The organism is Actinomadura sp. NTSP31 (assembly GCF_041951385.1).
GTDB lineage: Bacteria > Actinomycetota > Actinomycetes > Streptosporangiales > Streptosporangiaceae > Spirillospora > Spirillospora napierensis.
Genome location: NZ_JBGNUT010000002.1, coordinates 492,961 through 518,260, shown reverse-complemented (window position 1 = coordinate 518,260; position 25,300 = coordinate 492,961). Strand labels below are relative to the sequence as shown.

The 25,300-nt window shown below is 74.8% G+C and carries 22 protein-coding genes; 14 read left to right on the top strand and 8 right to left on the bottom strand.

Annotated features, from left to right (window positions below; all coding sequences use genetic code 11):
* Positions 1–146: 146 nt before the first annotated feature.
* Positions 147–1,661 (bottom strand): amino acid adenylation domain-containing protein, encoded by a 1,515-nt coding sequence (locus tag ACA514_RS05155; RefSeq protein ID WP_375039816.1) that lies wholly within the window; start codon positions 1,659–1,661, stop codon positions 147–149.
* A gap of 245 nt (positions 1,662–1,906) precedes the next feature.
* On the opposite strand from ACA514_RS05155, the gene sbnA reads away from it, so the two are divergent.
* Together sbnA and sbnB are read left to right on the top strand one after the other, a co-directional pair.
* Complete coding sequence (sbnA, locus tag ACA514_RS05150; protein ID WP_375039815.1) at positions 1,907–2,896, top strand: 2,3-diaminopropionate biosynthesis protein SbnA; 990 nt, start codon at positions 1,907–1,909, stop codon at positions 2,894–2,896.
* Between the two features lie 38 nt (positions 2,897–2,934).
* Positions 2,935–3,960, top strand: a complete 1,026-nt coding sequence (sbnB, locus tag ACA514_RS05145) for a 2,3-diaminopropionate biosynthesis protein SbnB (RefSeq protein WP_375039814.1) — start codon at positions 2,935–2,937, stop codon at positions 3,958–3,960.
* Between the two features lie 26 nt (positions 3,961–3,986).
* Here the strand turns inward: sbnB and ACA514_RS05140 are convergent, their stop codons facing one another.
* On the bottom strand, positions 3,987–4,571 hold the full coding sequence (locus ACA514_RS05140) for a Uma2 family endonuclease (RefSeq protein ID WP_375039813.1): 585 nt from the start codon (positions 4,569–4,571) through the stop codon (positions 3,987–3,989).
* A gap of 161 nt (positions 4,572–4,732) precedes the next feature.
* On the opposite strand from ACA514_RS05140, the gene ACA514_RS05135 reads away from it, so the two are divergent.
* Both ACA514_RS05135 and ACA514_RS05130 read left to right on the top strand, forming a co-directional pair.
* Positions 4,733–4,975 (top strand): hypothetical protein, encoded by a 243-nt coding sequence (locus tag ACA514_RS05135; protein WP_375039812.1) that lies wholly within the window; start codon positions 4,733–4,735, stop codon positions 4,973–4,975.
* Between the two features lie 103 nt (positions 4,976–5,078).
* Complete coding sequence (locus tag ACA514_RS05130) at positions 5,079–6,170, top strand: acyl-CoA dehydrogenase family protein (protein ID WP_375039811.1); 1,092 nt, start codon at positions 5,079–5,081, stop codon at positions 6,168–6,170.
* Here the strand turns inward: ACA514_RS05130 and ACA514_RS05125 are convergent.
* Positions 6,154–6,564: a DUF2000 family protein gene (locus tag ACA514_RS05125; RefSeq protein ID WP_375039810.1), complete on the bottom strand. Its 411-nt coding sequence runs from the start codon at positions 6,562–6,564 to the stop codon at positions 6,154–6,156. The genes ACA514_RS05130 and ACA514_RS05125 overlap by 17 nt on opposite strands.
* A gap of 84 nt (positions 6,565–6,648) precedes the next feature.
* Between ACA514_RS05125 and ACA514_RS05120 the strand changes: the two genes are divergently transcribed.
* The 3 genes from ACA514_RS05120 (at position 6,649) to ACA514_RS05110 (ending at position 9,376) form a co-directional block, all read left to right on the top strand.
* Positions 6,649–7,455 (top strand): AraC family transcriptional regulator, encoded by an 807-nt coding sequence (locus ACA514_RS05120; RefSeq protein WP_375039809.1) that lies wholly within the window; start codon positions 6,649–6,651, stop codon positions 7,453–7,455.
* 15 nt (positions 7,456–7,470) lie between these two features.
* Entirely contained in the window at positions 7,471–8,469 is a 999-nt protein-coding gene (locus tag ACA514_RS05115; protein WP_375039808.1) for an ADP-ribosylglycohydrolase family protein, read from the top strand.
* A 106-nt stretch (positions 8,470–8,575) separates the two neighbouring features.
* On the top strand, positions 8,576–9,376 hold the full coding sequence (locus ACA514_RS05110) for an alpha/beta fold hydrolase (protein ID WP_375039807.1): 801 nt from the start codon (positions 8,576–8,578) through the stop codon (positions 9,374–9,376).
* Here ACA514_RS05110 and ACA514_RS05105 read toward each other — a convergent pair.
* Genes ACA514_RS05105 through ACA514_RS05095 form a run of 3 tightly spaced genes read right to left on the bottom strand, consistent with a single transcriptional unit; the run spans position 9,373 to position 11,316 of the window.
* Positions 9,373–9,795 (bottom strand): TIGR03668 family PPOX class F420-dependent oxidoreductase, encoded by a 423-nt coding sequence (locus ACA514_RS05105; protein WP_375039806.1) that lies wholly within the window; start codon positions 9,793–9,795, stop codon positions 9,373–9,375. The genes ACA514_RS05110 and ACA514_RS05105 overlap by 4 nt on opposite strands.
* A gap of 39 nt (positions 9,796–9,834) precedes the next feature.
* The gene (locus tag ACA514_RS05100; protein ID WP_375039805.1) at positions 9,835–10,638 is read right to left on the bottom strand and encodes an enoyl-CoA hydratase; all 804 of its coding nucleotides are present in this window, start codon (positions 10,636–10,638) and stop codon (positions 9,835–9,837) included.
* Positions 10,639–10,671: 33 nt separating this feature from the next.
* Positions 10,672–11,316, bottom strand: a complete 645-nt coding sequence (locus ACA514_RS05095; protein ID WP_375039804.1) for a class II aldolase/adducin family protein — start codon at positions 11,314–11,316, stop codon at positions 10,672–10,674.
* 72 nt (positions 11,317–11,388) lie between these two features.
* Here ACA514_RS05095 and ACA514_RS05090 point away from each other — a divergent pair, with 72 nt between their 5' ends.
* The gene (locus ACA514_RS05090; protein ID WP_375039803.1) at positions 11,389–12,309 is read left to right on the top strand and encodes a carbohydrate kinase family protein; all 921 of its coding nucleotides are present in this window, start codon (positions 11,389–11,391) and stop codon (positions 12,307–12,309) included.
* A gap of 51 nt (positions 12,310–12,360) precedes the next feature.
* Here ACA514_RS05090 and ACA514_RS05085 read toward each other — a convergent pair whose 3' ends face one another.
* Positions 12,361–13,902, bottom strand: coding sequence for an AMP-binding protein (locus tag ACA514_RS05085; RefSeq protein WP_375039802.1), 1,542 nt, complete (start codon positions 13,900–13,902; stop codon positions 12,361–12,363).
* A 110-nt stretch (positions 13,903–14,012) separates the two neighbouring features.
* Positions 14,013–14,651, bottom strand: coding sequence for an ACT domain-containing protein (locus tag ACA514_RS05080; RefSeq protein ID WP_375039801.1), 639 nt, complete (start codon positions 14,649–14,651; stop codon positions 14,013–14,015).
* Between the two features lie 181 nt (positions 14,652–14,832).
* Here ACA514_RS05080 and grpE point away from each other — a divergent pair, with 181 nt between their 5' ends.
* From grpE to ACA514_RS05050, 6 genes are read left to right on the top strand one after another with little or no spacing between them, the layout of a single operon-like run.
* A complete protein-coding gene (gene grpE / locus ACA514_RS05075) occupies positions 14,833–15,684 on the top strand; it encodes a nucleotide exchange factor GrpE (RefSeq protein ID WP_375039800.1) in 852 nt (283 codons plus the stop codon).
* A gap of 7 nt (positions 15,685–15,691) precedes the next feature.
* Complete coding sequence (locus ACA514_RS05070) at positions 15,692–17,275, top strand: Hsp70 family protein (protein WP_375039799.1); 1,584 nt, start codon at positions 15,692–15,694, stop codon at positions 17,273–17,275.
* A 13-nt stretch (positions 17,276–17,288) separates the two neighbouring features.
* The gene (locus ACA514_RS05065; RefSeq protein ID WP_375039798.1) at positions 17,289–19,949 is read left to right on the top strand and encodes a hypothetical protein; all 2,661 of its coding nucleotides are present in this window, start codon (positions 17,289–17,291) and stop codon (positions 19,947–19,949) included.
* Positions 19,949–21,205, top strand: a complete 1,257-nt coding sequence (locus ACA514_RS05060; protein WP_375039797.1) for a hypothetical protein — start codon at positions 19,949–19,951, stop codon at positions 21,203–21,205. The genes ACA514_RS05065 and ACA514_RS05060 overlap by 1 nt, the downstream gene beginning before the upstream one ends.
* Before the next feature lie 2 nt (positions 21,206–21,207).
* Positions 21,208–23,532: a hypothetical protein gene (locus ACA514_RS05055; RefSeq protein ID WP_375039796.1), complete on the top strand. Its 2,325-nt coding sequence runs from the start codon at positions 21,208–21,210 to the stop codon at positions 23,530–23,532.
* Positions 23,533–23,536: 4 nt separating this feature from the next.
* Positions 23,537–25,288: a hypothetical protein gene (locus ACA514_RS05050; protein WP_375039795.1), complete on the top strand. Its 1,752-nt coding sequence runs from the start codon at positions 23,537–23,539 to the stop codon at positions 25,286–25,288.
* Positions 25,289–25,300 lie beyond the last annotated feature (12 nt).

Genomic DNA, 25,300 nt, shown 5'->3' with positions numbered 1-25,300 from the left:
CGGCAATTGCTCACGGGAGTGACAAAAGAGCCGGTCACCGGCCGGGTCCGCCGCGCGCCCGACGCTCACCCGGTGACAAAGGTTGGCAACTCAACACGGACAATGCGATTACGCAGCGTTAAAAGATCTCCGTCGGGGCACCCGCGCTACCCGGCCGGGTACTCGTGCACGACGACCGCCGCGGCGCCCACCGCGGGGTGCCGCTGCAGCACCGCCTCGATCTCGCCCAGCTCCATCCGCACGCCGGAGATCTTCACCTGCCGGTCGACCCGCCCCAGGTACTGCAGGACGGGGCGGTCCGCGCCGCCGGCCCCGGCGGGCAGCAGCCGCACCGCGTCGCCCGTCCGGTAGAGCCGGCCGGTCGGCGACCCGCCGAACGGGTCCCGGTAGAACGCCTCCCGGGTCCGCGCGTCGTCGCCCAGGTAGCCGCGGCCGACGGCGACGCCGCCGACGAACAGCTCACCGGTCTCGCCGATGTCGCAGGCCGCCCACGTCCCCTCGTCGAGGGGCCGCAGGACGTAGAGGCGCGCGTTGACGATGGGGGCGCCGATGGGCAGCCGCAGCAGGTCCAGGTCCCCGGCGGTCACGGTGTGGTGGGTGACGTCGTCGGAGCACTCGGTGGGGCCGTAGGCGTTGAGCAGCCCCGCGTGCGGCATCGCCTCCAGCCAGCGGCGCGCCAGCTCCGCCGGCAGCTCCTCGCCGGTGGCGATCATCCAGCGGAGGCCGCCCAGGCTTCCTCCGGGGGCGCCCGGCAGGTCGTCCAGCAGGTGCCGGACCATGGTCGGGACCAGCTCGACGACGGTGACGCCCTGCCCGTCCACCGCGCGGGCGAAGGCGACCGGGTCGTGCCCGACCTCGTCGCCGATCACGTCGACCCGGCCGCCGACCAGCAGCGGGCACAGCATCTGCCAGATCGAGATGTCGAAGCCGAGCGGCGCGGTGAACGCGACCACGTCGTCCCCGGTCAGCCCCAGGTCGACGATCTTCCCCCAGAGGTGGTTGACCATCCCCTGGTGCTCGACGACCGCGCCCTTCGGCCGGCCGGTGGACCCGGAGGTGAACAGCACGTACCGGGGGCGGTCCGGCGCGTCCAGGCGCGGCGCGCCGGCCCAGGGCGCGAGCCCCGCCGCGTCCGCCGCCCGGAGCACCCGGCAGCCGGCCTCGGCGGCGCCCTCCAGCAGCGCCGGGGCGCTCTCCGCCTCGTCCGCGACGACCAGCACGGACGCGCCCGCCTGGTCGAGGACGTCGCGGACGCGGCCCGCCGGCCAGGTCTCGTCGGCCGGCACGTACAGCGCGCCGATCAGCTCGACGGCCAGGAACGCCGCGACCACCGCGGCGGAGCGCGGGCCGCCGACGCCGACCACGGTGCCGGGCTCGACGCCCGCGTCCTCCAGCAGCGCGGCCAGCCGGCGCGCCTCCCGCGCGAGGTCGGCGTAGGACAGCGTCCGGGTCCGGTCGGCCACCGCGGGCCGGTCCCGCTCCGCGGCGAACCGCTCCACCCGGGTGATCACCGGATCGGGCAGGTCCACCGGGCGCTCGCACACCATCCCGTGCCGCACCGCCAGCTCCCGCGCCCGCTCCGCCTCGTCCGCGGGCACGGCGAGGACGGGCAGGCCGGCCAGGGGCAGCAGCCGGTCCACGGCCGGTCCGCGAGCGCTCATCTTCACTCTCCGTGATGTCGTTCTTCTCCACCGTCATCGCCAAAAGAAGCGGAGGTCATAGCTTATGTCCGACTCCGGTAGACGGTGCTCCGGATTGCGGGGATTGGATGCTACTCGCCGGTAATCGGGGGTTGCGACGGAACATGCCCGAAGGTACGGTGAGGCTCCGCCATGACCCTGGCGTGAGGCTCGCGGCGTACTCGGGGGAAGATGAGGGAATTGTTTCTTCATTCAAGGGTGACAGCGTGCCGATAATCACCTCGCCGCAGGATTTCAACGTGGACGACCTTTACGTCGATCTGCGCCACGTCACCGGCCGTCCACTCTTCCTCAAATGCGAGGGATTCAATTTCGCCGGGTCGGTGAAACTGAAGGCCGCCGCCGCCATGGTGGAGGCCGCCGAACGCGACGGCGTGCTCACCCCCGGCTCGACGATCGTGGAGTCCTCCTCCGGCAACCTCGGCATCGCGCTCAGCCTGATCGCCGCCGACCGCGGGCTGAGGTTCGTCTGCGTCACCGACCCGCGCTGCAACCCCGCCTCCGTCCGGCTCATGCGCGCGCTCGGCGCGGAGGTCCGCGTCATCTCCGCGACCGACGCCAACGGCGGCTTCCTGGAGAGCCGCATCCGGTACGTCCAGGACCTGTGCGAGACCGACGACGGGTACGTCTGGCTGAACCAGTACGCCAACCGCAACAACTGGCTCGCCCACTACCGCGGGACCGCGCCGGCGATCGACAGGCAGTTCCCCGACCTGGAGGTCCTCTTCGTCGGCGCCGGCACGACCGGCACCCTGATGGGCTGCGCCCGCTACTTCCGCGAGCACCGCCGCCCCGTCACGATCGTGGCGATCGACGCGGTCGGCTCGGTCACCTTCGGCGGCATCCCCGAGCGCCGCCTCGTGCCCGGCCTCGGCACCAGCGCCCGGCCCGCCCTGGTCGACGAGTCCTACGTCGACGACGTCGTGCACGTCGCCGAGCAGGACACGATCCGCACCGTGCACACCCTCGCCTCGCGCGGGTTCCTGTTCGGCGGCTCGACCGGCACCGTGGTGTCCGGCGCGTCCCGCTGGCTGGACGCCAAGTACCCCGGCGAGGAGCCGGTCGCCGTCGCCATCGCGCCCGACCTCGGCGAGCGCTACCTCGACTCCATCTACGACGAGACCTGGCTCGGCGAGCACTTCGGGGAACTGCTCCCCGGCCTCGATCTCCCGGCCGCCGGTATTCTCGGCGTCTGATCATCCCGAGCACCGCGAAAAGGACACGGAGTTCCCCCATGACGCAGGCCCCCACGTTCGCCGTGATCTCCGGCGCCCAGGTGCACGACGCGGTCGCCGGGCGCGAGGAGCAGGTCATCGGCATGGTCGAGGCCGCCTACCGGCTGCACGGCGAGGGGCGGACCGTCAACCCCGACTCCTACTTCCTGCGCTTCCCCGACCGGCCGTCCGACCGGATCATCGCGCTGCCCGCGTCGGTCCAGGGCGACGTGGACGTGCACGGCATCAAGTGGATCTCCAGCTTCCCCGGCAACGTCGCGAACGGCATCCCCCGCGCCTCCGCCGTGCTGATCCTCAACGACGCCGAGACCGGCTACCCGTTCGCGTGCCTGGAGAGCTCCATCATCTCCGCCGCGCGCACCGCCGCGTCCGCGTCCCTCGCCGCCGCCACCCTCGCCGACAAGCGCGGCGACCGGCCCCGCCGCGTCGGCTTCGTCGGCGTCGGCCTCATCGCCCGCTACATCCACACCTACCTGGCGGGCAACGGCTTCTCCTTCGACGAGCTAGGGATCCACGACCTGTCCCCCGAGCACGCCGAGGGCTTCAAGGGCTACCTCGAACGCGCCGAGAAGGGCGCCGTCACCGTCCACGACTCGGCCGAGTCGCTGATCCGCTCGTCCGACCTGGTCGTCTTCGCCACCGTCGCCGGCGAGCCCCACGTCACCGACCCGGCCTGGTTCGCGCACAACCCGCTCGTCCTGCACGTGTCGCTGCGCGACCTCTCCCCCGAGATCATCCTGTCCGCCTACAACATCGTGGACGATGTCGAGCACTGCCTGAAGGCCAACACGTCACCGCACCTGGCCGAGCAGAAGGTCGGCGACCGCGACTTCGTCGCCGGCACCCTCTACGACGTCCTCACCGGCGCCACCACCCCGCCCGCCGACAAGCCGGTGATCTTCTCCCCGTTCGGCCTCGGCGTCCTCGACCTCGCCGTCGCCAAGTACGTCCACGACCAGGTCACCGCCGCGGGGGACCTGCACACGATCCCCGGCTTCTTCCACGAGATGAAGCGCTACGGCTGACCCGCACCTCGGACGGCGCCCCCGGCTCACGCGAACTCGGACGTGTCCAACTCGATGCCGAACGGCTCCGGCAGCGCCAACCCCTTGCCGAAAGGCACGCTGTTCGTCTGCCTGTAGTCCTTGCCGTCGGTGTCGCTGAAGAGGATCACCTTCTCCGCCTCGCGGTCCACCAGCAGATAGAGCGGGATGTTCGCACGGGCGTACCCGTGGCGCTTGGCCTCCCGGTCCAGCTCCGGCCGCGATGACGTCACCTCGACCACCATGGCGACACCATCCGGCTCGACGGGCATCCACGACGGCGCACCCCGGAAGAGACCCAGAGAGGCGGGAGCGAACGTGGCATCAGGGATCACGTGACTCTTCGGGTGCCGCCCGCCGGAGGGAATGACCAGCCCCTTGTGTCCGGCGTTGTGGAACTTGGTCGAGCAGTGCCGGGCGATCTGCCACGCGATCTCGGCAATGCACAGCTCGTGGTCGCCTACGGGGGGTGGGGTCACGACGATCTCTCCGTCGATGAGTTCGGCTCGGTAGCCCTCTGGAGGGTCGAGGGAGAGGAAGTCGTTCAGGAGGATGTCCTCCTGGGTCTCGGGCTCATGAACCATCGTCGTCATGCCCTGCTCCTTTCCTCGCGAGCGAGTATATGAGCGGAGCGCCACCCTTCGCATACAGATCGTAGCCATCGGTGCGTTCGTCCTCAGCCTACGATCCCCGTGGGCCGGTGTCCGCACACTCGGCGGGCAATAGAACGGCGGGGAGCGGGCACGTTCTCGCCATGGACGAGCACGATGCCGGGCGCGGGGACGTTCAGGAGCTGAGCGACTTCGAGCTGGCGGTGTACGAGACCGTGGCGGAGATCGACGTCGAGGGCGGCGCGGCGGACTTCGAGACGATCGAGGAGCTGATGAAGGCCCCCGAAGAGGATCTCTGGGCGGCACTGGGCCACCTGGTGTCGATCAACCATCTGCACTCCACCCCGAAGGGTTACGTCCTGGGCCCGCACGACTGGGACGCGTAACCGGCGGGGCGTCCCGGTGAGCGGGAGGGGCGTGGTCGCGGGGCGGTGCGGCGCGGCAGGGTGGTCGACTGCCGTACACGCGTCTGGTCAGGGAGGCCGCCGGATGGAGCTCGTCGTCACCGAGGAACAGCGGGAGCTGCGCGACGCGCTGCGGCGGTTCTTCGCCGACCGGTCGCCGTCCGCGGAGGTGCGGCGGCTGATGGAGACGGCCGAGGGCTACGACCCGAAGGTGTGGGCGCAGATGGCCGAGCAGCTGGGGCTGCAGGGCCTGGCGATCCCCGAGGAGCACGGTGGCGCCGGGTTCGGCATGCGCGAGCTGGCCATCGTGTTCGAGGAGATGGGGCGGGCCGTCGTGTGCGCGCCGTTCCTCGCGACGATCACGGCCGCGGCGGCGCTCCAGGCCGGGGACGGCGGGCACGACCTGCTGGCCGGCATCGCGGACGGGTCGACCATCGCCACGCTCGCGGTCGCGGAGGACGGCGGGAGCTGGGATCTCGACGCCGTGGAGGCACGTGCCGAGGGCGGCCTCCTGCGCGGGACCAAGAGCTTCGTGGTCGACGGGTGCGTCGCCGGGCTCGTGCTCGTGGCGGCGAAGGACGAGGACGGCGTCGGGCTCTACGCGGTGGACGCGGACGCCGACGGCATGACCAGGACGTCCATGCCGACGCTCGACCAGACGCGGAAGCTGGCGCGGATCGGGTTCGACGGGACGCCGGCGCGGAAGGTCGGCGGCGCGGACGCGGTCCGGCACGCCCTGGACGTCGCGGCGGTGGCGCTGGCGGCCGAGCAGCTCGGCGGCGCGCAGCGGACCCTGGACATGACGGTCGAGTACGCGAAGGTGCGGCACCAGTTCGGGCGGCCGATCGGGTCGTTCCAGGCGATCAAGCACCGCTGCGCGGACATGTTCGTGCTGGTGGAGTCGGCGCGGTCGGCGGTGCTGAACGCGGCGGCCGCCGCCGACGAGAGCCCGGAGGAGCTGCCGCGCGCGGCGGCGCTGGCGAAGGCGTACTGCTCGGACGCCTACTTCCACACGGCGGGCGAGGCGATCCAGCTGCACGGCGGCATCGGGTTCACCTGGGAGCACGACGCGCACCTGTACTTCAAGCGCGCGCAGGGGTCGCGGCAGCTGTTCGGGTCGCCGGACGCGCACCGCGAGCGGCTGGCCGCGCTCGCCGGCATCACGGGTGCAGCCTGAGCCCCTTCAGTGCCTTGTCCACGCCGTTCTTCGGTCCGTGGACGGCGAACCCGACGAGCGGCATCTCCTCGGCGGTGACGGCGCGGACGGTGGCGCGGTTGGCCTCGTCGTGGCCGGTCTTGAACATGTCCTCGATGTAGACGGCGATGTCCATTCCCCGGGCGAGCGCCCGCGTGTGGGCGGCCTTCACGGCGTCGGCGGCGGCCTCGTAGACCAGGACGGGCTGGCGGAACATCGCGAGGTAGGCGTTGCCGGAGGCGTCCTCGTAGGGGTCGCCGATCACGCCGGGCACTCCCCCGGCCACCGCGCTCGCCAGGAACGCGGTGACGTTGAGCCGCTGCCACGCGGCCAGGTCGTCGCGGACGACGATGCCGATCTTGGTGTCGAAGCGCATGCCGTCCAGGCTGCCGGGACGCGAGGGTGGCGGTCTTGAACGCTCGTGCGCCGGGCCGGGCCGGAGGCGGGCCAGACTGGAGGCGTGGACTGGAGCAGGTACTGGCGGTCGGCGGACCGCCCGCTGGAGGCGATGCACGCGCATTTCGAGCGGCACGTCTACCACCGGCACAGCCACGACACGTACTCGTTCGGCGTCACCGAGGACGGCTACCAGGCGTTCGAGTGCCGGGGCGGCGCGCACACGAGCGCCGCGGGGATGGTCATCGCGTTCAACCCGGACGATCCGCACGACGGCCGCGCGGCGGACGAGCTGGGCTTCACCTACCGGATCGTGCACATCGGGCCGGAGCTGGTGGCGGGTGTGCTGGCCGACATCGCGGGGCGTCCGGCCGGGCTCCCGCTGTTCGACGCCCCGGTGGTCGGCGACCCGGCGCTCGCGCGGAACCTGCGGGCGCTGCACGCGGCGCTGCTCGGCGGTGCCCCGGCGCTGCGGCGGGACGAGCTGCTCACCGCGACGGTCGGCGCGATGGTGAACCGGGCCGCGTCCGACCGGCTGCGCGTCGGGCCGTCGTCGGGGGCCGCCGCGCGCGCCCGGCTCCGCCTGGAGGAGTCCTACCTGGACGATGTGGGCGCGGACGAGCTGGCGGAGGCGGCGGGGTGCAGCCGGTTCGCGCTCTACCGGGCGTTCCGCCGGGCGTACGGGATGGCGCCGAGCGACTACCAGCGGCAGCTGCGGCTGCGCGCGGCGCGGCGCCGGCTGGCGCGCGGCGAGCCGATCGGGGACGTCGCGGCGGCGACCGGGTTCGCCGACCAGAGCCATCTGACGCGGTGGTTCGTCCGCTGCTACGGGATGACGCCCGGGGGCTATCGGGGAGCTTGCGGGAACTGAGGAACAATGTCGCCCATGATGCGGGCGAGCGGTGCGATGTTCGGGCTGGCGTACGGGGACTCCCTGGGAGCGCCGACCGAGTTCCTCGACATGGAGCAGATCCGGCGGCGGTTCGGCGAGCACGGGCCGACGCAGCTGAACGGCGATCCCGCGCTGGTCACCGACGACACGCAGATGGCGATCGCGGTCGGCGTCGCCCTCCTGGACGCGCTGGAGAACCCCCCGTTCACGCCGGACCTGATCGCGCCGATGTGGCGGCGGCGGTTCGTCGACTGGTTGAACAGCCCCGACAACAACCGGGCGCCCGGCAACACGTGCCTGCGGGCGTGCCGGGGCCTGGCCGCGGGGAAGCCGTGGGTGGAGGCGACCGTGGCGGGCTCGAAGGGCTGCGGCGCGAACATGCGGGTGGCGCCGGTCGGGCTCGTCCCGGGCCTGTCGGACGAGACGCGCGCCGGCGCGTCGCAGTTGCAGGCGGCGATGACGCACGGGCACCCGACGGGGCTGGCGGCGAGCGAGCTGACGGCCTTCGCGGTCCGATGGCTGGCCGACGGCATGGCGCCCGCGGACCTGCCCGCCGCGCTGCGCGCCCGCTGCCACGAGCAGCGGTCCGTCTACCACGAGCGGTGGCTCGGCACGCTGTGGCAGCAGCCCGGCATGGACGCGCCGGAGACGTTCATCGCGCGCGGCTGGGACGAGTGCCTGGAGGTCCTGGACCGGCTGGACGAGGCCGTCGCGCGGGGCGACCGCGCGTCCGACCCGTGCGAGATCACCGGCGCGGGCTGGTGCGCGGAGGAGGCCCTCGCCACCGGCCTGCTGTGCTTCCTGCTGTTCCCGGACGAGCCCGTCGAGGCGATCTGGCGGGGCGCCGCCAGCTCCGGCGACTCCGACTCGATCGCGTGCCTGGCGGGCGCGTTCGCGGGCGCGCGCCTCGGCATGGACGCCTGGCCGCGGGAGTGGGCCGGGCGGATCGAGTACGCGGCCGAGCTGGCCCGGATCGGCGCCGCCTGGGACTGACCGCCGGACGGCCGCGCGAAACCGCCTCGCACAAGGGGTTGACCCCCGCGTAGCCCGAAAGCTAATGTTCTTAGCCATAGAGCTACACCAAACAACGGAGCGCGCGATGAGCGACCAGACGCAGTACCTCGACCTCCCCGGCGGGCGCCTCGCCTACGACGACAGCGGCGAGGGCCAGCTCATCGTGTGCCTGCCGTCCATGCTCGACACGCGCTCGCAGCTGCGGTTCCTCAAGCCGGCCCTCGTCGGGGCCGGGTACCGCGTCGTCACCGTCGACCAGCGCGGGATGGGCGAGACCAGCGCCGACTGGCCCGCGTACGGCAGCACCCCGCTCGCCCACGACCTGATGGCGCTGCTGCGGCACCTGGACGCCGGCCCGGCCCTGGTCTACGGCTGCTCCAACGGCGCGGCCGCGGCCGTATACGCCGCCGCCGAGGCGCCCGAGCTCGTCAAGGGCCTGGTGCTGGCGGCGCCGTTCGTCCGCGACGGCAAGGCCGGCCTCGCGCAGAAGCTGACCATGGCGCTGTTCCGGATCCCCGGCCTGGCGGTGCCGTTGTACATGTCGTACTACCCCAAGTGGGAGCCGAAGCGCCCGGCCGACTTCGACGAGCACGCGGCGCAACTGAAGGCCAACCTCAAGGAGCACGGGCGCGGCAAGGTCATCGCGTCCTACATGAGCATGTCGCACGCCGAGGCGGAGGCGCGGCTGGACAAGGTCACCGCGCCCGTCCTGGTCATCATGGGCACCGGCGACATCGACTGGCCCGACCCGGCCGCCGAGGCCGAGTGGGTCGCCGGACGGCTGGATGGCGAGGTCGTCCTGCTCGACGGCGCCGGCCACCACCCCCACGTGGAGTTCCCCGCCGAGATCACCGAGGCCGTCCGCGCCTTCGACGCCGGGATCTAGGGGACGGCGCTCCAGCCCGTCCAGGCGTCGATGGTCACCGCGATGACCGGCCCCTCGGGCGGACGGTCCCGGTACTGGTCGTACCGGTCCGCGAGGAGCCGGACGGGCTCGGCGCGGCGCGCGTCGTCCTCGACCACGGCGGCATGGCCGTCGACGCGGACCCACCAGAGCCGGTCCCAGTCGTCCTCGTAGTGGTCGGCGAGCAGCGCGACGCGCGGGTTGGCGCGGATGTTGGCCAGCCGGCGCAGGTCGCGGGTGCTCTTCGGCTTGTGGTCGACCGCGGTGTAGACCGAGCCGCGGTGCACGGCGAAGGTGACGGGGACGAGGTGCGGGCGGCCGTCCTCCCCGACGGTCGCGAGCCGGGCGACGGGCGCGGTCGCGAGCAGCCGGCGGGCGTCGTCCGGCGAAAGCCTGGGCATGGGCGGCAGCCTGCCATGCAGCGGCGCCGGATCCCAGCCTCAGTCCTTGAAGTCGGGCGGGCGGTTCTGCTTGCGCGCCGCGATGGCCTCGTCGAAGTTCTGCGTGGTGAGCCGCACGTACAGCTGGCCGAGGCCCTCCTGGCCCATGTGCGCGTCGAGGCTCGACGCGTCCAGGCCGGACCACAGCGACCGCTTGGTCAGCTCGACGCCGGGACGGCTGAACGCGGCGATCCGCTCGGCGAGGTCGCAGCACGCGCCGAGCAGCTTGTCGCCGGCGACGGTGCGGGAGACCAGGCCGATCCGCTCGGCCTCGGCGGCGTCCACGTCCCGGCCGGACAGCATGATCTCGAACGCGCGGGACGCGCCGATCGCGCGCGGCAGCAGGTAGCTGAGGCCGAGCTCGCTCGCGGTCAGCCCGTTGTTGATGCCGGCGGCGCGGAACAGCGCGGCCTCGGCGGCGAGCCGGATGTCGGCGGCCAGGCTCAGGCACATCCCGCCGCCGATCGCCGGCCCGTTGATCGCCGCGATCACCGGCTGGTGGACGCGGCGCATCGCGCGGACGACGTCGTCCAGCAGCTCCATCGAGCGCAGCGCGATCGTCGACAGCGTCAGCCCGTCGATGCCGGGGAGCGCGCCCGGCGACTCCAGGTCGGCGCCGGAGCAGAAGCCGCGCCCGGCGCCGGTGATGACGACGGCGCGGGTGTCGTTGTCGCGGCTCACCTCTTCCAGTGCCTCGCGGAAGGGGACCATGACGTCGAACGCCATGGCGTTCATCCGCTCGGGCCGGTTGAGGGTGATGAGCGTGACGTGCGGGCGCGGCTTGTCGATCAGGACGAAGGGCAAGAGGACCTCCCAGGTGACCTAGCAAGCGCTAGGTTACACAGCCGGGAACTCCGGCGGCGCGAGGCCTCGCTCGACCACCTTCGCCAGCTCGCCGTCGGTCAGGATCCGCGGCTCGCCGACCATCTTGGCCCGCACGTAGACGCCGCACAGCCACTCCAGCAGCCGCGCGTTCTCGAACGCCTCGTCCAGGTCGCGGCCGATCGTGACGCCGCCGTGGTTGGCCATGAGCGCGGCGCGCTTGCCGCCCTCCATCGCGGCCCGGACGTTCTCGGCCAGCTCCGGCGTCCCGTACGTGGCGTACTCGGCGACCTTCACCACGCCGCCCAGCAGCAGCGTGTTGTAGTGGATTGGCGGCAGCTCGGCCATGGTGGTCGCCACTACTACCCCGTACGTCGAGTGCGTGTGGACGACCGCCGCCGCGGGCGTCTCGCGGTACAGCGCGAGGTGCATCGGGGTCTCCGACGACGGGGCGCGGTCGCCGTCCACGAGCCGGGCGTCCAGGTTCACGACCGGGCAGTCCTCCGGCCGCATCCGGTCGAGCATCATCCCGCCCGGCGTCACCGCGACCAGGTCCCCCGACCGGACGCTGACGTTGCCGGCCGCGCCGGTCACCAGGCCCGTCTCGGCCAGCCTGCGGCCCACCGCGCACAGCGCGCGCCGCTCGTCCTCCAGCAACATGCGAATCCCTCTCACGTTCTCGGCCCTGCCCGTCGTACGCTACGGCCCTGACGATCACGAGGGAGACCCGGCATGGCAACAGTGGTCACGGTCGGAGCGCACATCCTGGACGTGCTGGCCCGCCCCGTCGAGGGCATCCCCGGCGGCCAGGACACCGTGGTCGTCGACCAGATCAGGGTGACCGCCGCCGGCGCCGCCGCCGGGACCGCCGTCGCCCTCGCGAGGCTGGGCGACCGGGTGGTCTCGGTCGGCGCGATCGGCGACGACGACCTCGGCGACCTGCTCGTGACGATCATGACCCGGAACGGGGTGGACGTCACCGGGCTCGTCCGCCGCACCGCCGAGCAGACCAGCGCGTCGATCCTGCCGATCCGGCCGGACGGCGGCCGGCCGAGCTTCCACGTGCCCGGCGCGAACCTCACCCTCACCGCGGGCGCGGTCGAGCCCGGCCTGCTCGCCGCCGCGAACGCCGTCCACCTCGGCGGCCCGGACGTCACGTTCGGGCTGAACGACCCGGAGTTCTTCGCCGCGCTCGACGCGGCCCGCGCGTCCGGCACGGTCGTCACGATGGACCTGCTGTCCAACATGCCCGACCTGGTGCGGGGCACCGCCGCGTTCCTCCCCCACGTCGACCACTTCCTGCCCAACGAGGAGCAGGCCGCCGCGATGACGGGCGAGGACGACCCGGAGAAGGCCGCCCGCGCCCTGCTCGCCCAGGGGCCGGCCACGGTCGTCGTCACGCTCGGCGCGGCGGGCAGCCTCGTCGCCACCGCCGGCGGCGTGCACCGGCTGCCCGCCCTGCCGGTCGAGGTCGTCGACACCACCGGCTGCGGCGACGCGTACTGCGCCGGGTTCATCACCGCCCTCGGCCGGGACAAGGACGTCCTGGAGGCCGCCCGGTGGGGCACCGCCGCCGCCGCGACCGTTGCCCAGGGCCTCGGCTCCGACGCCGGCCTCACCGACCTCGACACCGTCCTGGCCCTGCTGCGCTGACCGCGGCGGGTCGCCGTCATGGCGGCCCGGATGACGACGACCCGCCGCGGCTCAACGGGCGCCCTGCCAGTAGGGGTCGCGGAGGAGTCGCTTGTAGCGCTTGCCCGTGGGGGTGCGCGGCATCGCGTCGACGAAGTCGACCGAGCGCGGGGCCTTGTAGCCGGCGAGCGACGCGCGGACGTGCTCGACCAGCTCGGCGGCGAGCGCGTCGGACGGCTCGGCGCCGTCGGCGAGCTCGACGGCGGCCTTCACCTGCTCGCCGAACTCCTCGTCCGGGACGCCGAACACCGCCACGTCCCGGACGGCCGGATGGGTGATCAGCACGCCCTCGATCTCGGCCGGGTAGATGTTCACCCCGCCGCTGATGATCATGTCGATGACCCGGTCGGCGAGGAACAGGTAGCCGTCCTCGTCCAGGTATCCGGCGTCGCCGGTGGTGAACAGCCCGTTCGCGCGGTGCACCGAGCGGGTCTTCTCCTCGTCGCCCCAGTACTCCACGTCGTCGCCGCTGGCGTAGCGGAACCAGATCTGGCCGCGCTCCCCCGGCGCGGCGGGCTCGCCGTCCTCGCGCAGGATGTGCACCTCGGTGGTGGGCAGCGGGCGGCCGACGCTGCCGGGCCGCTCCAGCCACTCGGAGGCGGTGATCACGCTGTTCACCGACGCCTCGGTGGACCCGTAGTACTCGTGCACGATCGGGCCGAACCAGTCGATCATCCGGCGCTTGACGTCCGGGGCGCACGGCGCGGCGCCGTGCCAGACGACCTCCAGGCTGGAGCCGTCGAACGCCTTGCGGGCCGCCTCGTCCAGCCGCAGCAGCCGGACGAACTGGGTCGGCACCAGGTGCACGTTCGTGATCGCGTGCTCGTCGATGAGCCGCAGCGTCTCGGCGGCGTCGAAGCCGCGGCGCATCACCACCGACCGCCCGGCGAGCAGGAACACGTGCGACCACATCCACTGCGCCGAGTGGTAGACGGGCCCGACGAGCAGCGTGCGGCCGTTCTCCGGGATCCGCAGGACGCCCGCCATCGCGTCGCCGAGCAGCCGGGCGTTCTCGATCGGCCCGCCGGCGCCGGTGAGCTTGCGGGTGACGCCCTTGGGGCGGCCGGTGGTGCCGGAGGTGTAGAACATCGGCAGCCCGGTGGACGGGTCGGCGATCTCCTCCTGGGCGCCCGTCGCGAGGAACTCCTCGTACGGGGTGAAGCCGTCGACCGGGTCGCCGAACGCGATCCGCGCGGTGAGGGCGAGGCCGTCGGACGCCTCGCGCGCGACGTCCCCGAAGGCGTCCTCGGAGAACAGCACGCGGGCCTTGGCGTCCTGGAGGACGTAGCGCAGCTCGTCGGCGGTCCAGTGCCAGTTGACCAGGACGTAGCGCAGGCCGATGTGGCCGGCGGCGCACATCGCCTCGAAGAACTCGCGGCGGTTGCCGGAGTGGATCGCGATGACGTCGCCGGTGGTCAGCCCCAGGCCGCGCAGCGCGCTCGCCAGCCGGTCGGTCCTGGCGTCCAGCTCCCGCCAGGTGGTGGTGCCGCGCTCGTCGGTCAGCGCGGGCTCGTCCGGCCGGGCGTCGGCGTGCGGGCGGAGCAGTTCGGCCATCGGTCGCCTCCTGGAACGTGACAAATCCTAGAATGCGACTCTAGAACTACCTCGCCCGGGACACCAGGGGCCACCGGAACACCGGTGCCCGCCGGGACACCGGAGCCTCCTCACGAGGTCCGCACGACATCGGTGGCCAGCACCGCCTCCGCCGCGTCCACCAGCTGCTCCAGCCGCAGCACCTCCGTCCGGTGGAAGGGCGGCGCCCCCGTCCGCGCGACGACGATCGCGGCGCGGCCCGCCGACAGCGGGCAGACCGCGTACTCGGTGCCGTCCGGCGCGGTGAACGCGCGCGGCCGCAGGGGCGGCAGCACCGGCAGCTCGGTGCCCACCATCCCGCCGACGCTGGCGTGCACGAGGACCGCGGTGTCGCGCTCCCCCAGCTCGGCGAGCCCGGCCCAGTCGGCGCTGAGGATGCCCGGGACGGCGTCGGCCAGCGTCGCGGCGCCGCGCTCGGGCAGCGCCGCGATCTGGCCGATCACGGCGGCGTCCGGGAACGCGCCCTGCGGCTCGACCGTCGGCCAGATGCCGAGGATCACCACGCCGGGCACCGATCCGAGCCCGTCGCGCAGCCGCTCGACGCCGGCCCCCGCGGGCCACAGGACGGTGAAATCGTCCAGCGCACGCCCGTTGTCGCGTTCCAACACCGCCATCTGGACGACGTCGGCGCCCGCGGCGCCCAGCGTGCGCGCCACCTGCCCCAGCGAGCCCGGGCGGTCGGGCAGCCGGACACGGATCCGCAGCAACATCGCCACCTCCTTCTCCATGGGTCCCGCCCAGCTTCCGCGAGACGCGTTTCTCACGTGTTACCCATCCGTGTCGACGCGAAGAAGTCGGTGCTGGAATGGCGGGGAGGCGTCAAACTAGAGTCCAATGAAGGTCAACCGCAGGCCTATCGCCTCTGCCTCCTCATCATTAAGGTGACTGCACGTGTCGAGCGACGGGGATCGCACAGTCAACACCGGGGCCGGTTCCGGCACGGACGGCGCAACGCCGCCGGTGGCGGACGGCGCCGCCGAGGCCACAGAGGTCACGGAGGTCACGGAGGCCGGCCAGGTCACACGGGCCACCGCAGCGCCGGAGCCGGAACCGGAGGACGACGGCCGCGCCGCCTTCGAGGCCGAGGTCAGGGACGCCCTGGCGGGGCTGACCGCGCGGCTGGACCGCGAGCACGAGCGCGCCGCGCACCGGGAGGCGGTCATCGACCGGCTGCACGAGGAGAACCAGCGGCTGCGGCGCGGGGAGCTGCAGACGATGCTGGAGCCCGTCCGCACCGCGCTGTACCGGCTGCACGACCAGGCCCGCCGCGAGGCGTGCCGGCTGGCCGAGCCGGGGCTCGCCGAACCGCCCGACCCGGCGCGCACCGCCGGGCTGCTCGGCGCCGTCGCCGACGACGTGGCCGACGCGCTCGCCCGGCTCGGCGCCGAGCGGTTCACCGCCAGCCCCGGCGAGCCGTACGACGCGTCCCGGCACCGGCCCGTCGCCGTCGCCGCGGTCGCGGACCCGGCCCGCGACGGCACGGTGACCGAGGTCCAGGCGGACGGCTTCGAGCAGAGCGGCAGGGTGCTGCGCAAGGCGGCCGTCACGGTGGGCCGGCTCGACCGGAACGCGAACGGGACCGCGGACGCGCGGGAGGACGCGCACCTGGAGGGGAGGACGGCGGGCGGCGCCCCGGACGACACCGCGCGCGGCACCGCGCCCGCCGTCAGCACCGGGTCCGGCCGCCCCCGCGCGGCCGGTCCCGGCGAGACGACGAACAACCGACTCGGCACCGATGGGTGAGAGGGACATGGCTGTCTACGGGATCGACCTCGGAACCACGTACTCCTGCATTGCCTCCATCGACGACGTGGGGCGGCCGGCGGTCCTGCGGAACCTGGAGGGCACCGACACCACGCCGTCGGTGGTGTACTTCGAGAGCGGCGAGAACGTCGTCGTCGGCGCCACCGCGAAGGACACCGCGGTGCTGGAGCCCGACAACGTCGTCAGCCTGATCAAGCGGGACATGGGCCGGGACGTGACGCGCCCGATCCACGGGATCGACTTCACGCCCGAGGAGCTGTCGGCGTTCATCCTGCTGAAGCTGGCGACGGACGCGCGCACGACCACCGGCGAGGAGGCCCGCGACGTCGTCATCACCGTCCCCGCCTACTTCGGCGCGGCCGAGCGGGACGCGACCCGCAAGGCGGGCCGGATCGCGGGGCTGAACGTCATCGACATCGTGTCCGAGCCGATCGCCGCCGCGATCACCTACGGGGTGCTGAACCCCGACGCCGACCGGACGATCCTGGTGTACGACCTCGGCGGCGGCACGTTCGACACGACCGTCATCGCGCTGCGCGCCGGGCACATCGAGGTGATCTGCACCGACGGCGACCACGAGCTCGGCGGCGCCGACTGGGACGCGCGGCTGGTGGAGTACCTGGCGGAGCGGTTCGGCGCGGAGCACCCCGACGCGGGCGACCCGCTGGACGACAAGCAGACCGAGCAGCAGCTGCGCCGGGACGCCGAGGACGCCAAGAAGGCGCTGACCACCCGCACCGCGCACACCGTCCGGGTGATGCACGCCGGGCGGGTCGCGGCGATCGAGGTGACGCGGGAGAAGCTGGAGGAGCTGACCAAGGACCTCCTCGACCGCACCATCGAGATCACCGGGCGGACGCTGTCGACCGCCGCGGAGAAGGGCGTGCACGACTACGACGACCTGGTGCTGGTCGGCGGGTCGACGAAGATGCCGGTGGTGGCGGCGCGGCTGGAGACCGAGCTCGGGCTGTCGCCCCGCCTCCAGGACCCGGACCTCGCCGTCGCCAAGGGCGCCGCGCTGTACGCGTTCGAGGAGACCTACCGGCGGCTGATGCGCGAGGGCGACGCCGAGCGCGCCGAGGAGATGGCGAACCGCGCCGGGCTGTCGGCCGAGCAGCAGAAGCAGATCGCGGGGCGGCAGATCCGCACGGTCGCCTCGCATGCGTTCGGGATCGTGGTGGTCGACCGCGACTCCGGCGCCGAGCACGTCGCGCACCTGGTGCACGCCAACGAGGAGCTGCCCGCGGCCCGCACCGAGGACTTCTTCACCGTCTACGACGACCAGACCTCCGCCGACGTCCGGGTGATGGAGCAGGCGGGCAGCGTCGAGTCCGCCGAGCTGATCGACAACACCGAGATCGCGACCGGCGAGATCCGCGTCCCGCCGGGCAAGAAGGCGGGCTGGCCGATCGGGGTGACGTTCACGCTCGACTCGTCGGGGCTGCTGAACGTGACCGCGGTGGAGAAGGAGTCCGGCGAGCGGCTGGAGCTGAAGGTGGACGTCGGGGGGATGTCGGAGGAGGAGGTCGAGCGCTCCCGCAAGGCCCTCTCCCGCGTCCAGGTGAGCTGATCCGGCGCCCTCGGTGACGTTCGACGAGGAGTACCGGCGGGAGGTGCTGGAGCCGGCGCGGGCCGCGGGCGACCAGCCGCCCGAGGACCTGCGCGTCCGGTACGCGCTGGCCGACCCGCTGACGGCGCCGGGCGTCGAGGCGCGGGTGAAGCAGGTGCGCCAGTGCTGGCGGCGGGCGCGCGGCCAGCTGAAGTACCGCCGGCTGATCGACCGGCTGGAGGCCGAGCACCGCGAGCTGGCGCCGCTGTTCACCGCCGCCGGGCGCGGCGACATGCGCGCGCTCCAGCAGCGCCTGGCGGGCGGCCGGGAGCGCACGGAGCGGCGCCGCGCCCAGGCCCGCGCCGGGCTGGCGGACGCCGCCGGGTTCCTGCGGATGGCGGCGCCCGCCGAGGTCGACGCGATCGCCCGGACGGGCGGGATCGCGCGGTCCGAGCTGGAGGCGCTGGCCGCCGCCGAGGGCATCGCCGTGCGCGAGCCGGACGCGCTGCCGTCCGCGGCGCCCTACCCGGCGTACCGGAAGGTGCGCGAGTCGCTGGGCGTGCTGGGCAAGCGGCATCTGGCCGACTTCCTGTTCGGGCCGCGGATCGCCGGCCCGATGCGGGTGCTGGACGGGTTCGCCGCGCCCGCGACGCCGGGCGCGCCCGGCGCGACGGCGTTGCGCGGCGGGCTGCTGCGGCTGGACGCGGACGTGGTCGCCGCCGCCGGCGAGGAGTGGGCGCGCCGCAGCCGCGACACCAGCACGACGCACGCCGGGACGATCCTGGCGGCGCTGCGGTCGGGCGCCGACCTCACCGAGCTCGTCCGGTACGACATCGTGGACCGGCTGCGGGAGCGGTTCCGGCAGCGCGCGTCCGAGCGGGCGCTGCTGCGGTACGCGACCGAGGACCTCGGCGTCCACGCCGAGGACGCGCGGCGGCTGGTGTTCGCGGTGGTCCGGGAGACGGCCGCGGGCGGCGGCCTGGCCGGGCGGCTGCGCGCGCTGCTGGACGCGGGCGAGGTGTTCGCGGCGGCGGAGCTGGCCGACGCGTCCGGGGTCCCGGGCGCCGCGCGGGACGGCGGGCAGGGCGAGCCGCCGGAGGAGGAGGTGCTCGCCGCCGAGGCGCGGCACCGCCTCGACACGGCGCTGCGGCTGCGCGAGACCGCCGCCGCCGATCCCGACCCGGACCGGGCGTGGCGGCTGCTCGCCGACGCGCTGCGCCTCGTCCGCGACCTGCCCGGCGCCCGCGACCACCAGCGGCGGCTGCCGCCGCGTCCGGTCCCGGCGCTGCACGCGGACGTCGACCCGGACGGCGCCGGCGTGCGGCTGTCGTGGGAGGCGTCGCCGTCGACCGCCGGCGAGGTCGGCTACCGGCTGGTGCGGCGGGCGGGGAGGCCGCCGCGCGGAGCCGGCGACGGCGAGGCGATCGACGGCGACCGCGACGGGCGCCCACCGGTGAACGTGCCGCTGTACTACGGCGCCGTCGCGGTGCGCGGTGAGGCCGCCGCCGCGCCTGCCGTGGCGGGGCCGGTCGTCGTGCGGCCGGAGCCGCGCGAGGTCGAGCTGCTGTCCGGGGACGGGCAGGTCACCGGCCGGTGGCGGTGCCCGCCGGAGGCGGCGCGGGTCGTCGTCGTCCGCGACGGGACGCCGGTCGAGGCGGGCCGCGAGGGGTTCCGCGAACGGGTCCCGAACGGCCGCACCCACCACTACCGGGTCAGCGCGGTGTACTTGGACGGGGCGGGGCTGGAGGTCGCCACGCCGGGCGTGCGGGCGTCGGTGACGCCGAGCGCGCCGCCCGAGCCGGTGTACGAGCTGGACGCCGAGCCGGACCCGTCCGACCCGGGCGTGCTGCGGGTGCGGTTCGCGCCGCCCGCGCACGGGACGGCCGAGCTGGTGCTGTCGGCCGGTCCGCCGCCGTGGCCGCGCAGCGCGCTGGTCCCGGTGGAGGAGGTCCGGCGGGAGACGCGGCGGCTCGCGGGCACGCCGACGGCGGGCGGGCTCGCGGTGCGGCCCGGCGCGGGCGGCTGGCTGCTCGCCGTCACGGTCGCCGAGGGCACCGCCGCGATCGGCGCCTACCACCGGCACGTGAACCTGCCGCCGCCGCGCCGCCTCGTCGCCGAGCGGCGCGGCGACCACGTGCACGTCGGATTCGACTGGCCGCCGGACGTCGCGGAGGTCGACCTGGTGTACCGGGTCGGCCGCGACCCGCACCGCGCCCCCGGGGCCGAGGGGACGCGGCGCGAGACCGTCACCCGCGCCGCCTACGACACGCAGGGCGGCGTCCGGCTGCCCGTCCCCGAGGACGAGCCGGTCGAGCTGGCGGTGACGGCCGCCGGCACCGTCGGCGGCACGCGGGTGACCGGCCCGGCGGTGACGGCGGAGGTCGAGGCGCGCACCGTCGTCCGCTACGACCTGGAGCGGTCGGGCCCGCCGTGGCGGCGGTCGCTGACGCTGCGGTTCACCTGCGCCCGGCCGCTGCGGGTGGCGCGGCTGTCGCTGGTGCTGAGGCGCGGCCGGGTGATGCCCCACCGCGCGGGCGACGGCGAGACGCTCGGCACATGGGAGCAGGTTCCGGTGCCGGGCGAGCTGTCCGTGGCCGTTCCGCGCGCTTCCGGGCCGTATTGGCTGCGCTGCTTCGCCGATGATGATGTCATCGACCTCACCGATCCCCCGATCCGCCGACTCCAGGTCCCGTGATGACCAGACCCCTCGCCCGGCTGCCCGGCGCGTCCGCACGCCTCTTCCCCCGGCAGGGCGTCACCTGCCCGTACTGCTTCGCGTCCGTCGCGCCGCAGCGCATCCTGTTCCGCTGCCGGGGCCAGGCGGGGCGGCGGCAGGGCTGCGCGCCCGTCCTGGACGAGGAGCTGGCCGCCTACACGGGCTCGACGGCGGGCGCGTCGCTGCCGCCGGTGTTCGCCGCGCCCGGACGCAAGGGGCGCGCCGACTGCCCCGCGTGCGGGGTGCCGACCGGGAACCGGGCGTGCCCGGAATGCCACAACCCGCTGCCGTCGGCGTACTGCGACTCCCCCGGCCGCATCGTCGCGCTGGTCGGCGCGAAGAACGCCGGCAAGAGCACCTACATCGCGGTGCTGCTGCACGAGCTGATGAACCGCGTCGGCACGGAACTGGACGCCTCGCTCGTGGCCTGCGACGACCGGACCATCGAGCGCTACAAGCGCGACTTCGCGCGCCCGCTGCTGGAGGAGCGGCGGCTGCTGCCCACGACGGCGAGCGCCGCCACCGGCCCGCGCGAACCGCTGGTGTACCTGCTGACGCGGACGCGGCCCGGCCGGTTCCTGCAGGGCCGGTTCGCGCGGGCCCGCAACGAGTCGCTGGCGCTGGTGCTGTTCGACACCGCCGGCGAGGACCTGCGCAGCCGCGAGGTCACCGACCTGCACCTGCGCTACCTGGAGGCGGCGGACGCGATCATCTTCCTGGTCGATCCGCTGGAGCTGCCGGGGGCGCGGTCCGGGATCTCCGGCACCGTGCCGGAGCCCCGTTCCGGCGACGATCCCGACAGCGAGCCGCTGAACATCATCGCGCGGGTCACCGACGCGCTGCGGCAGCGGCACGGCACCCGGCCGGGCGAGCCGCTGCCGGTGCCGGTCGCGGTCGCGCTCACCAAGATCGACGCGCTGCGCCCCGACCTGCTGCGGCAGTCGGCGCTGCGGCGGTCCCGGGCCGGCGCGGGCGTGCTCGACCTGGACGACCGCGACGCGGTGAACGAGCAGGTCCGGGCGCTGCTGCACGACTGGCAGGCCGGGCAGCTCGACACCTACCTCGGGCAGCAGTACACCGACCACGCGCTGTTCGGGCTGTCGGCGCTCGGCGGCGTCCCCGAGGACGGGCGGGTCGGCGCCGGCGGCGTCCGGCCCCACCGCGCCGAGGACCCGCTGCTGTGGCTGCTGTACCGGTTCGGGATGCTCGACGGCGTCCGGCCCGGAGGTTCGTGACCGTGGCGTGGCAGCTGCACTACACCTCCGCGCGGCGCGGGCCCACCGGCCGCGCCGGGTTCCAGTTCGTCGCGGAGACGCCGGGCCTGCCCGAGGGGGTGCGCGCCGCCGTCACGCCGTACATGTCGTACCGCCCGCCGCCGGACGCGCCGCTGTCCCCCGACGACGCGGAGCTGGGCGGGTTCCCCGTCTCGCTGCTGTACGACCGGGTGGACGGCCGTCCGCTGCTGCTGCGCTGCCGCTATCTGGGCCGCGACTACTCCGGCCGGTACGGCAACTTCTTCGCGCACGCGGTGGTGGCCGAACCCGAGGAGCTGGAGGGGCTGCGGCCCGCCGAGCTGTGGCACGCGCCGCTGTGGACGCCGCTGCCGGGCGACGCCGACCTCGGCGAGCTGGACGACCTCGCGCCGGGCGCCGCGCTCGACCCCGACTCGCTCGCCGCGTGGCTCGCGGTGTCCGGGCCGTCCGACGCGTACGGGACGCTGGCCCGGCTGGTCGACGCGGTCACCGGCGTCCTCGGCCGCGGCCACGGCCGGGTGGTGCTGGTCGCCGCCGACGTCGAGCTGATCGCGCGGTGGATCGCGGTGGTGTCGTACTCGCTGCCGGTCGCGGCGGCGGCGCGGCTGTCGTTCGTCACCTACACCGCCGACCCCGACGGCGCCGCGCAGCGCCTCGTCGGCACAACGCCGGACGTGTGGGCCGCCGTGCGGCACCACGCGTCCCACGCGCTGGCCGTCGACCTGCACACCGGCCTGACCGGCACGGACGGGACGTCCCGCTTCGCCCGCACCGTCGCGGCGTGCTGGCGGGACGCCGACTTCCCGGCACTCGACGCCCTCGGCGAGCTCGCGCTGCCGGACGGCGCCGCGCCGCCCGACCCGGCCGTCCTGGAGGGCGCCGCGGCCCTGCTGGCGCTGTGCCGGCGCGACGCGCCCGTCACGGCGGACGACGAGGGCGCGGCGGCCGCGCTGCTGGCGCGGCCCGGCGTCCAGGTCCCGGAATGGGTCTGGCGGGACCTCGGGCCGGGCGCCGCCTCCCTGGGGCTGGAGCTGGCGCTCGCTGTCCACGGGCGGGCCCTGTCCGCGGGCGCGACCGGGGTCGCGCGCGACTGCGCGGCGCGGATCGCGCTGCTCGCCCTGTCGGACCCGGCCGCCCGCGACCGGATGCCCGAGCTGCCGGAACGCGCCGGCGGGCTGGAGCCGCGCGTGTCGCAGGCGCTCGCGGACGCGCCCGACCTCGCGGAGGTCGCGGCCGTGGCGGCGGTCGCCGCGCGCGCCGGGGCCCGCGTCGACCCGGAGGAGCTCGCCGCCGCCGCGGCCGGCCGCGCCCGCCTCGGCGCCGCGGACCTGCCCGCCGCCCACCGCGCCTGCCCGCCCGGCGCCCGCGACGCGCTGCTGGACGGCGTCGTCGCCGGCCTCGCCGGCGCACCGGACCGCGAGCGGGCCGCGGCGCTCACCCCGGCGACCTGCGACCTGCTCTACGCGCACGCCGCCGGACGGCTCCGCGCCGTCCCCGCCGTCGCGGTGCCGGTCCTCGCCTCCGTCGGCCGCCGCGACCGGGCCCGCCGCATCGAGGCGACCGCCGAACTGCTGCGGCTGGCCCGCGCGGGCGGCGGCGCCGGGGCCGAGGCGGCGCTCGCGGAGGTCTGGGCGGCGCCGCCCTCGGCGACCGAGTGCGTCGACCTGCTCGACGCGTTCGGCAAGGACCTGGCGGACGTCCCGGCGCTGGCGGCACTGCCGTCGCGGACGTTCGAGCGGCTCGGCCGCGAGGCGCTCGCCGACGCGCAGACCCTGCGGCTGGCGGCGCGCGTGCAATCCGTCCTGCCGGACGGGCGGGCCGGCGCCGACGCGGCCGCCGTCCGCGCGTACGCCGACGCGATCACCGCGGGTCGTCCGGGCGAGGCGGCGCGGGCGATGGGCGCGCTGGCCGGCGCCCGCGACGCGTCGCCGCGGCTGGCCGGCGAGGCGTTCGAGGCGGCCGCGCGGCGCCTGTGCCGCCGCCCGCCCGCGTTCCGGGCGGAGCTGCTGGCCGCGGCGCCCGCGCCGGTCCGGGCCCGGATCGCCGACCGGTGGACGGCAGAGCTGCCCGCCCGCGCCCGCACCGGCCGCGCCCCGCTGCGCGGCGCCGACGCCGGGCACCGCAACGACCTGGTCGAGATCGCGCTGCGGCTGCGGACGCGCGGGATCGCCGAACCGGGGCTGGAGGCGTGGGCGCGTGCCGCCGCCGCCCGGTGGCTCGCCGCCCGGCAGCTCGACGCGCACCTGGCGGACCGCCCGGAGCTGCGCGCCGCGCTGAAGGGCCTCCTCGCCGGGGACGGGGGGAGGTGAGCGCGTGCAGGTCCTGATCGGGCTGCTGCTGGCCGCCGTGTGGGTCGGCGCGATGTGGCTCGGGTTCTGGTACGTGTTCCCGGTGCTGTTCCCCGCGACGCTGATCGTCGCGGGCGCCGCCGCGCTCGGCCTGTACTACCTGAGCGCGTGCCGCACGCTCGCCCCGTCCGCGCTCGACGGCCCGTCCCCGGTCGCCTCGCCGGAGGTCGCGTACCGCAACTACCTGCTGGTCCAGGTGTGGCGGGACTGGTGGACGATCAGCCGGACCGTCGTGCCGCAGGTGTACCGGACCGCGTCCGGCACCGTCGTCCGGCTCACCCGGACGCTGCTCGGCGGCCTGTGGGGGTTCTTCGCGTTCCCGATCTGGCTGGCGCTGTGCGCGGGGATCGTGGCGGCGGCCGTCCCGGCGGCGGCGTTCGTGCTGGCGCTGACCGTCCTGTACGGGGTGGTCGCGGCGGCCGGGCTGGCGGCGTGGCTGGCGTGCGTGCTGGTCCTCGCGGCGGTCGAGCGGATCTTCATGGCGTACGGGCGGATCCTGCAGACCTGCCCGCACCCGTTCTGCTACGAGCGGATCGGCCTGCCCGAGTACGAGTGCCCGGGATGCGGCGCCCGGCACCGGCGCCTGTCCCCCGGTGCCGCGGGCGCGTTCCGGCACGTGTGCCGGTGCGGCGCGCGGCTGCCCACCACCGTCCCGCTCGGCCGGTTCCGGCTCGCCGCGTACTGCCCGCACTGCGGCGGGCGGCTGCCCGAGCGCATCGGGCGCGTCCGCGTCGAGCCGCTGCCGTTCGTCGGCGGGCCGGCCGCCGGGAAGACCACGTTCATGTTCCTCGGGATCCGGGCGCTGCACGCGCGCGCCCGGTCGCTCCACGGGCGGCTGGCGTTCGTGGAGCAGCGGCACGCGCAGGCGTACGCGGGCGCCATCCGCGAGTTCGGGCACGGCGGGCGGCCCGCCAAGACCGGCCCGGAACTGCCGCTCGCCACCATGGTCGACGTCGACCTGCCCGGCCGCGCCCGCCGCATCCTGTACCTGTTCGACCCGGCGGGCGAGCACTACACCGGCGCGACCGAGGTGGAGTCGCTGCGCTACCTCGACCACGGCGAGGCGCTGCTGTTCGTCGTGGACCCGTTCGCGCTCCCGCAGGTCCGGCGGGCGCTCACGCGGGACGAGGCGGACCTCGTCGACCAGGCCGCCGTGTCGTCGGAGGAGGACCCCGCCGACACCCTCCAGCGGGTGCTGAACGACCTGCGCTCCCGCCCCGACCACGGCCGGCAGAAGCGCGTCGCCGTCATCGTCACCAAGACCGACCTGCTCGTCCGCACCGAGATCGGCCGCTGCCTCGGCCACGGCGGCGGTGACCCCGACGGTGATCCGGGCGCGGACGTGCGGGCGTGGCTGAGCGGCGTCGGGCTCGGCAACACCGTCCGCACCCTCGACCAGGTCGCCGGGCAGGTCCGCTACTTCGCCTCCGGGCTGGCCACCGAACCCGCGGCGGTCGCCGACCTGCTCGGCTGGGCGTCCGGCCTCGCGCCCGCCGCCCCGTCCGGCGCCGACCACCCCCTCACCGCCGGCGACGCGCAGGAGGTCCCGGGCACCGCGCCGCTGCGCGCGCCCTGGCCGGTGCGGGGGCGCGGTTCCGGCCGCGTCCCCGCCGGCTACCAGGCCGGGCGGTGGGCCGTGCTGTGCGGGCTGTCGGTGCTCACCGTCGCGACCGTCGCCGGCGCGGTCGTCGCGGCGGCCGAGCGGTTCCCGTTCTGAACCCGATCACCA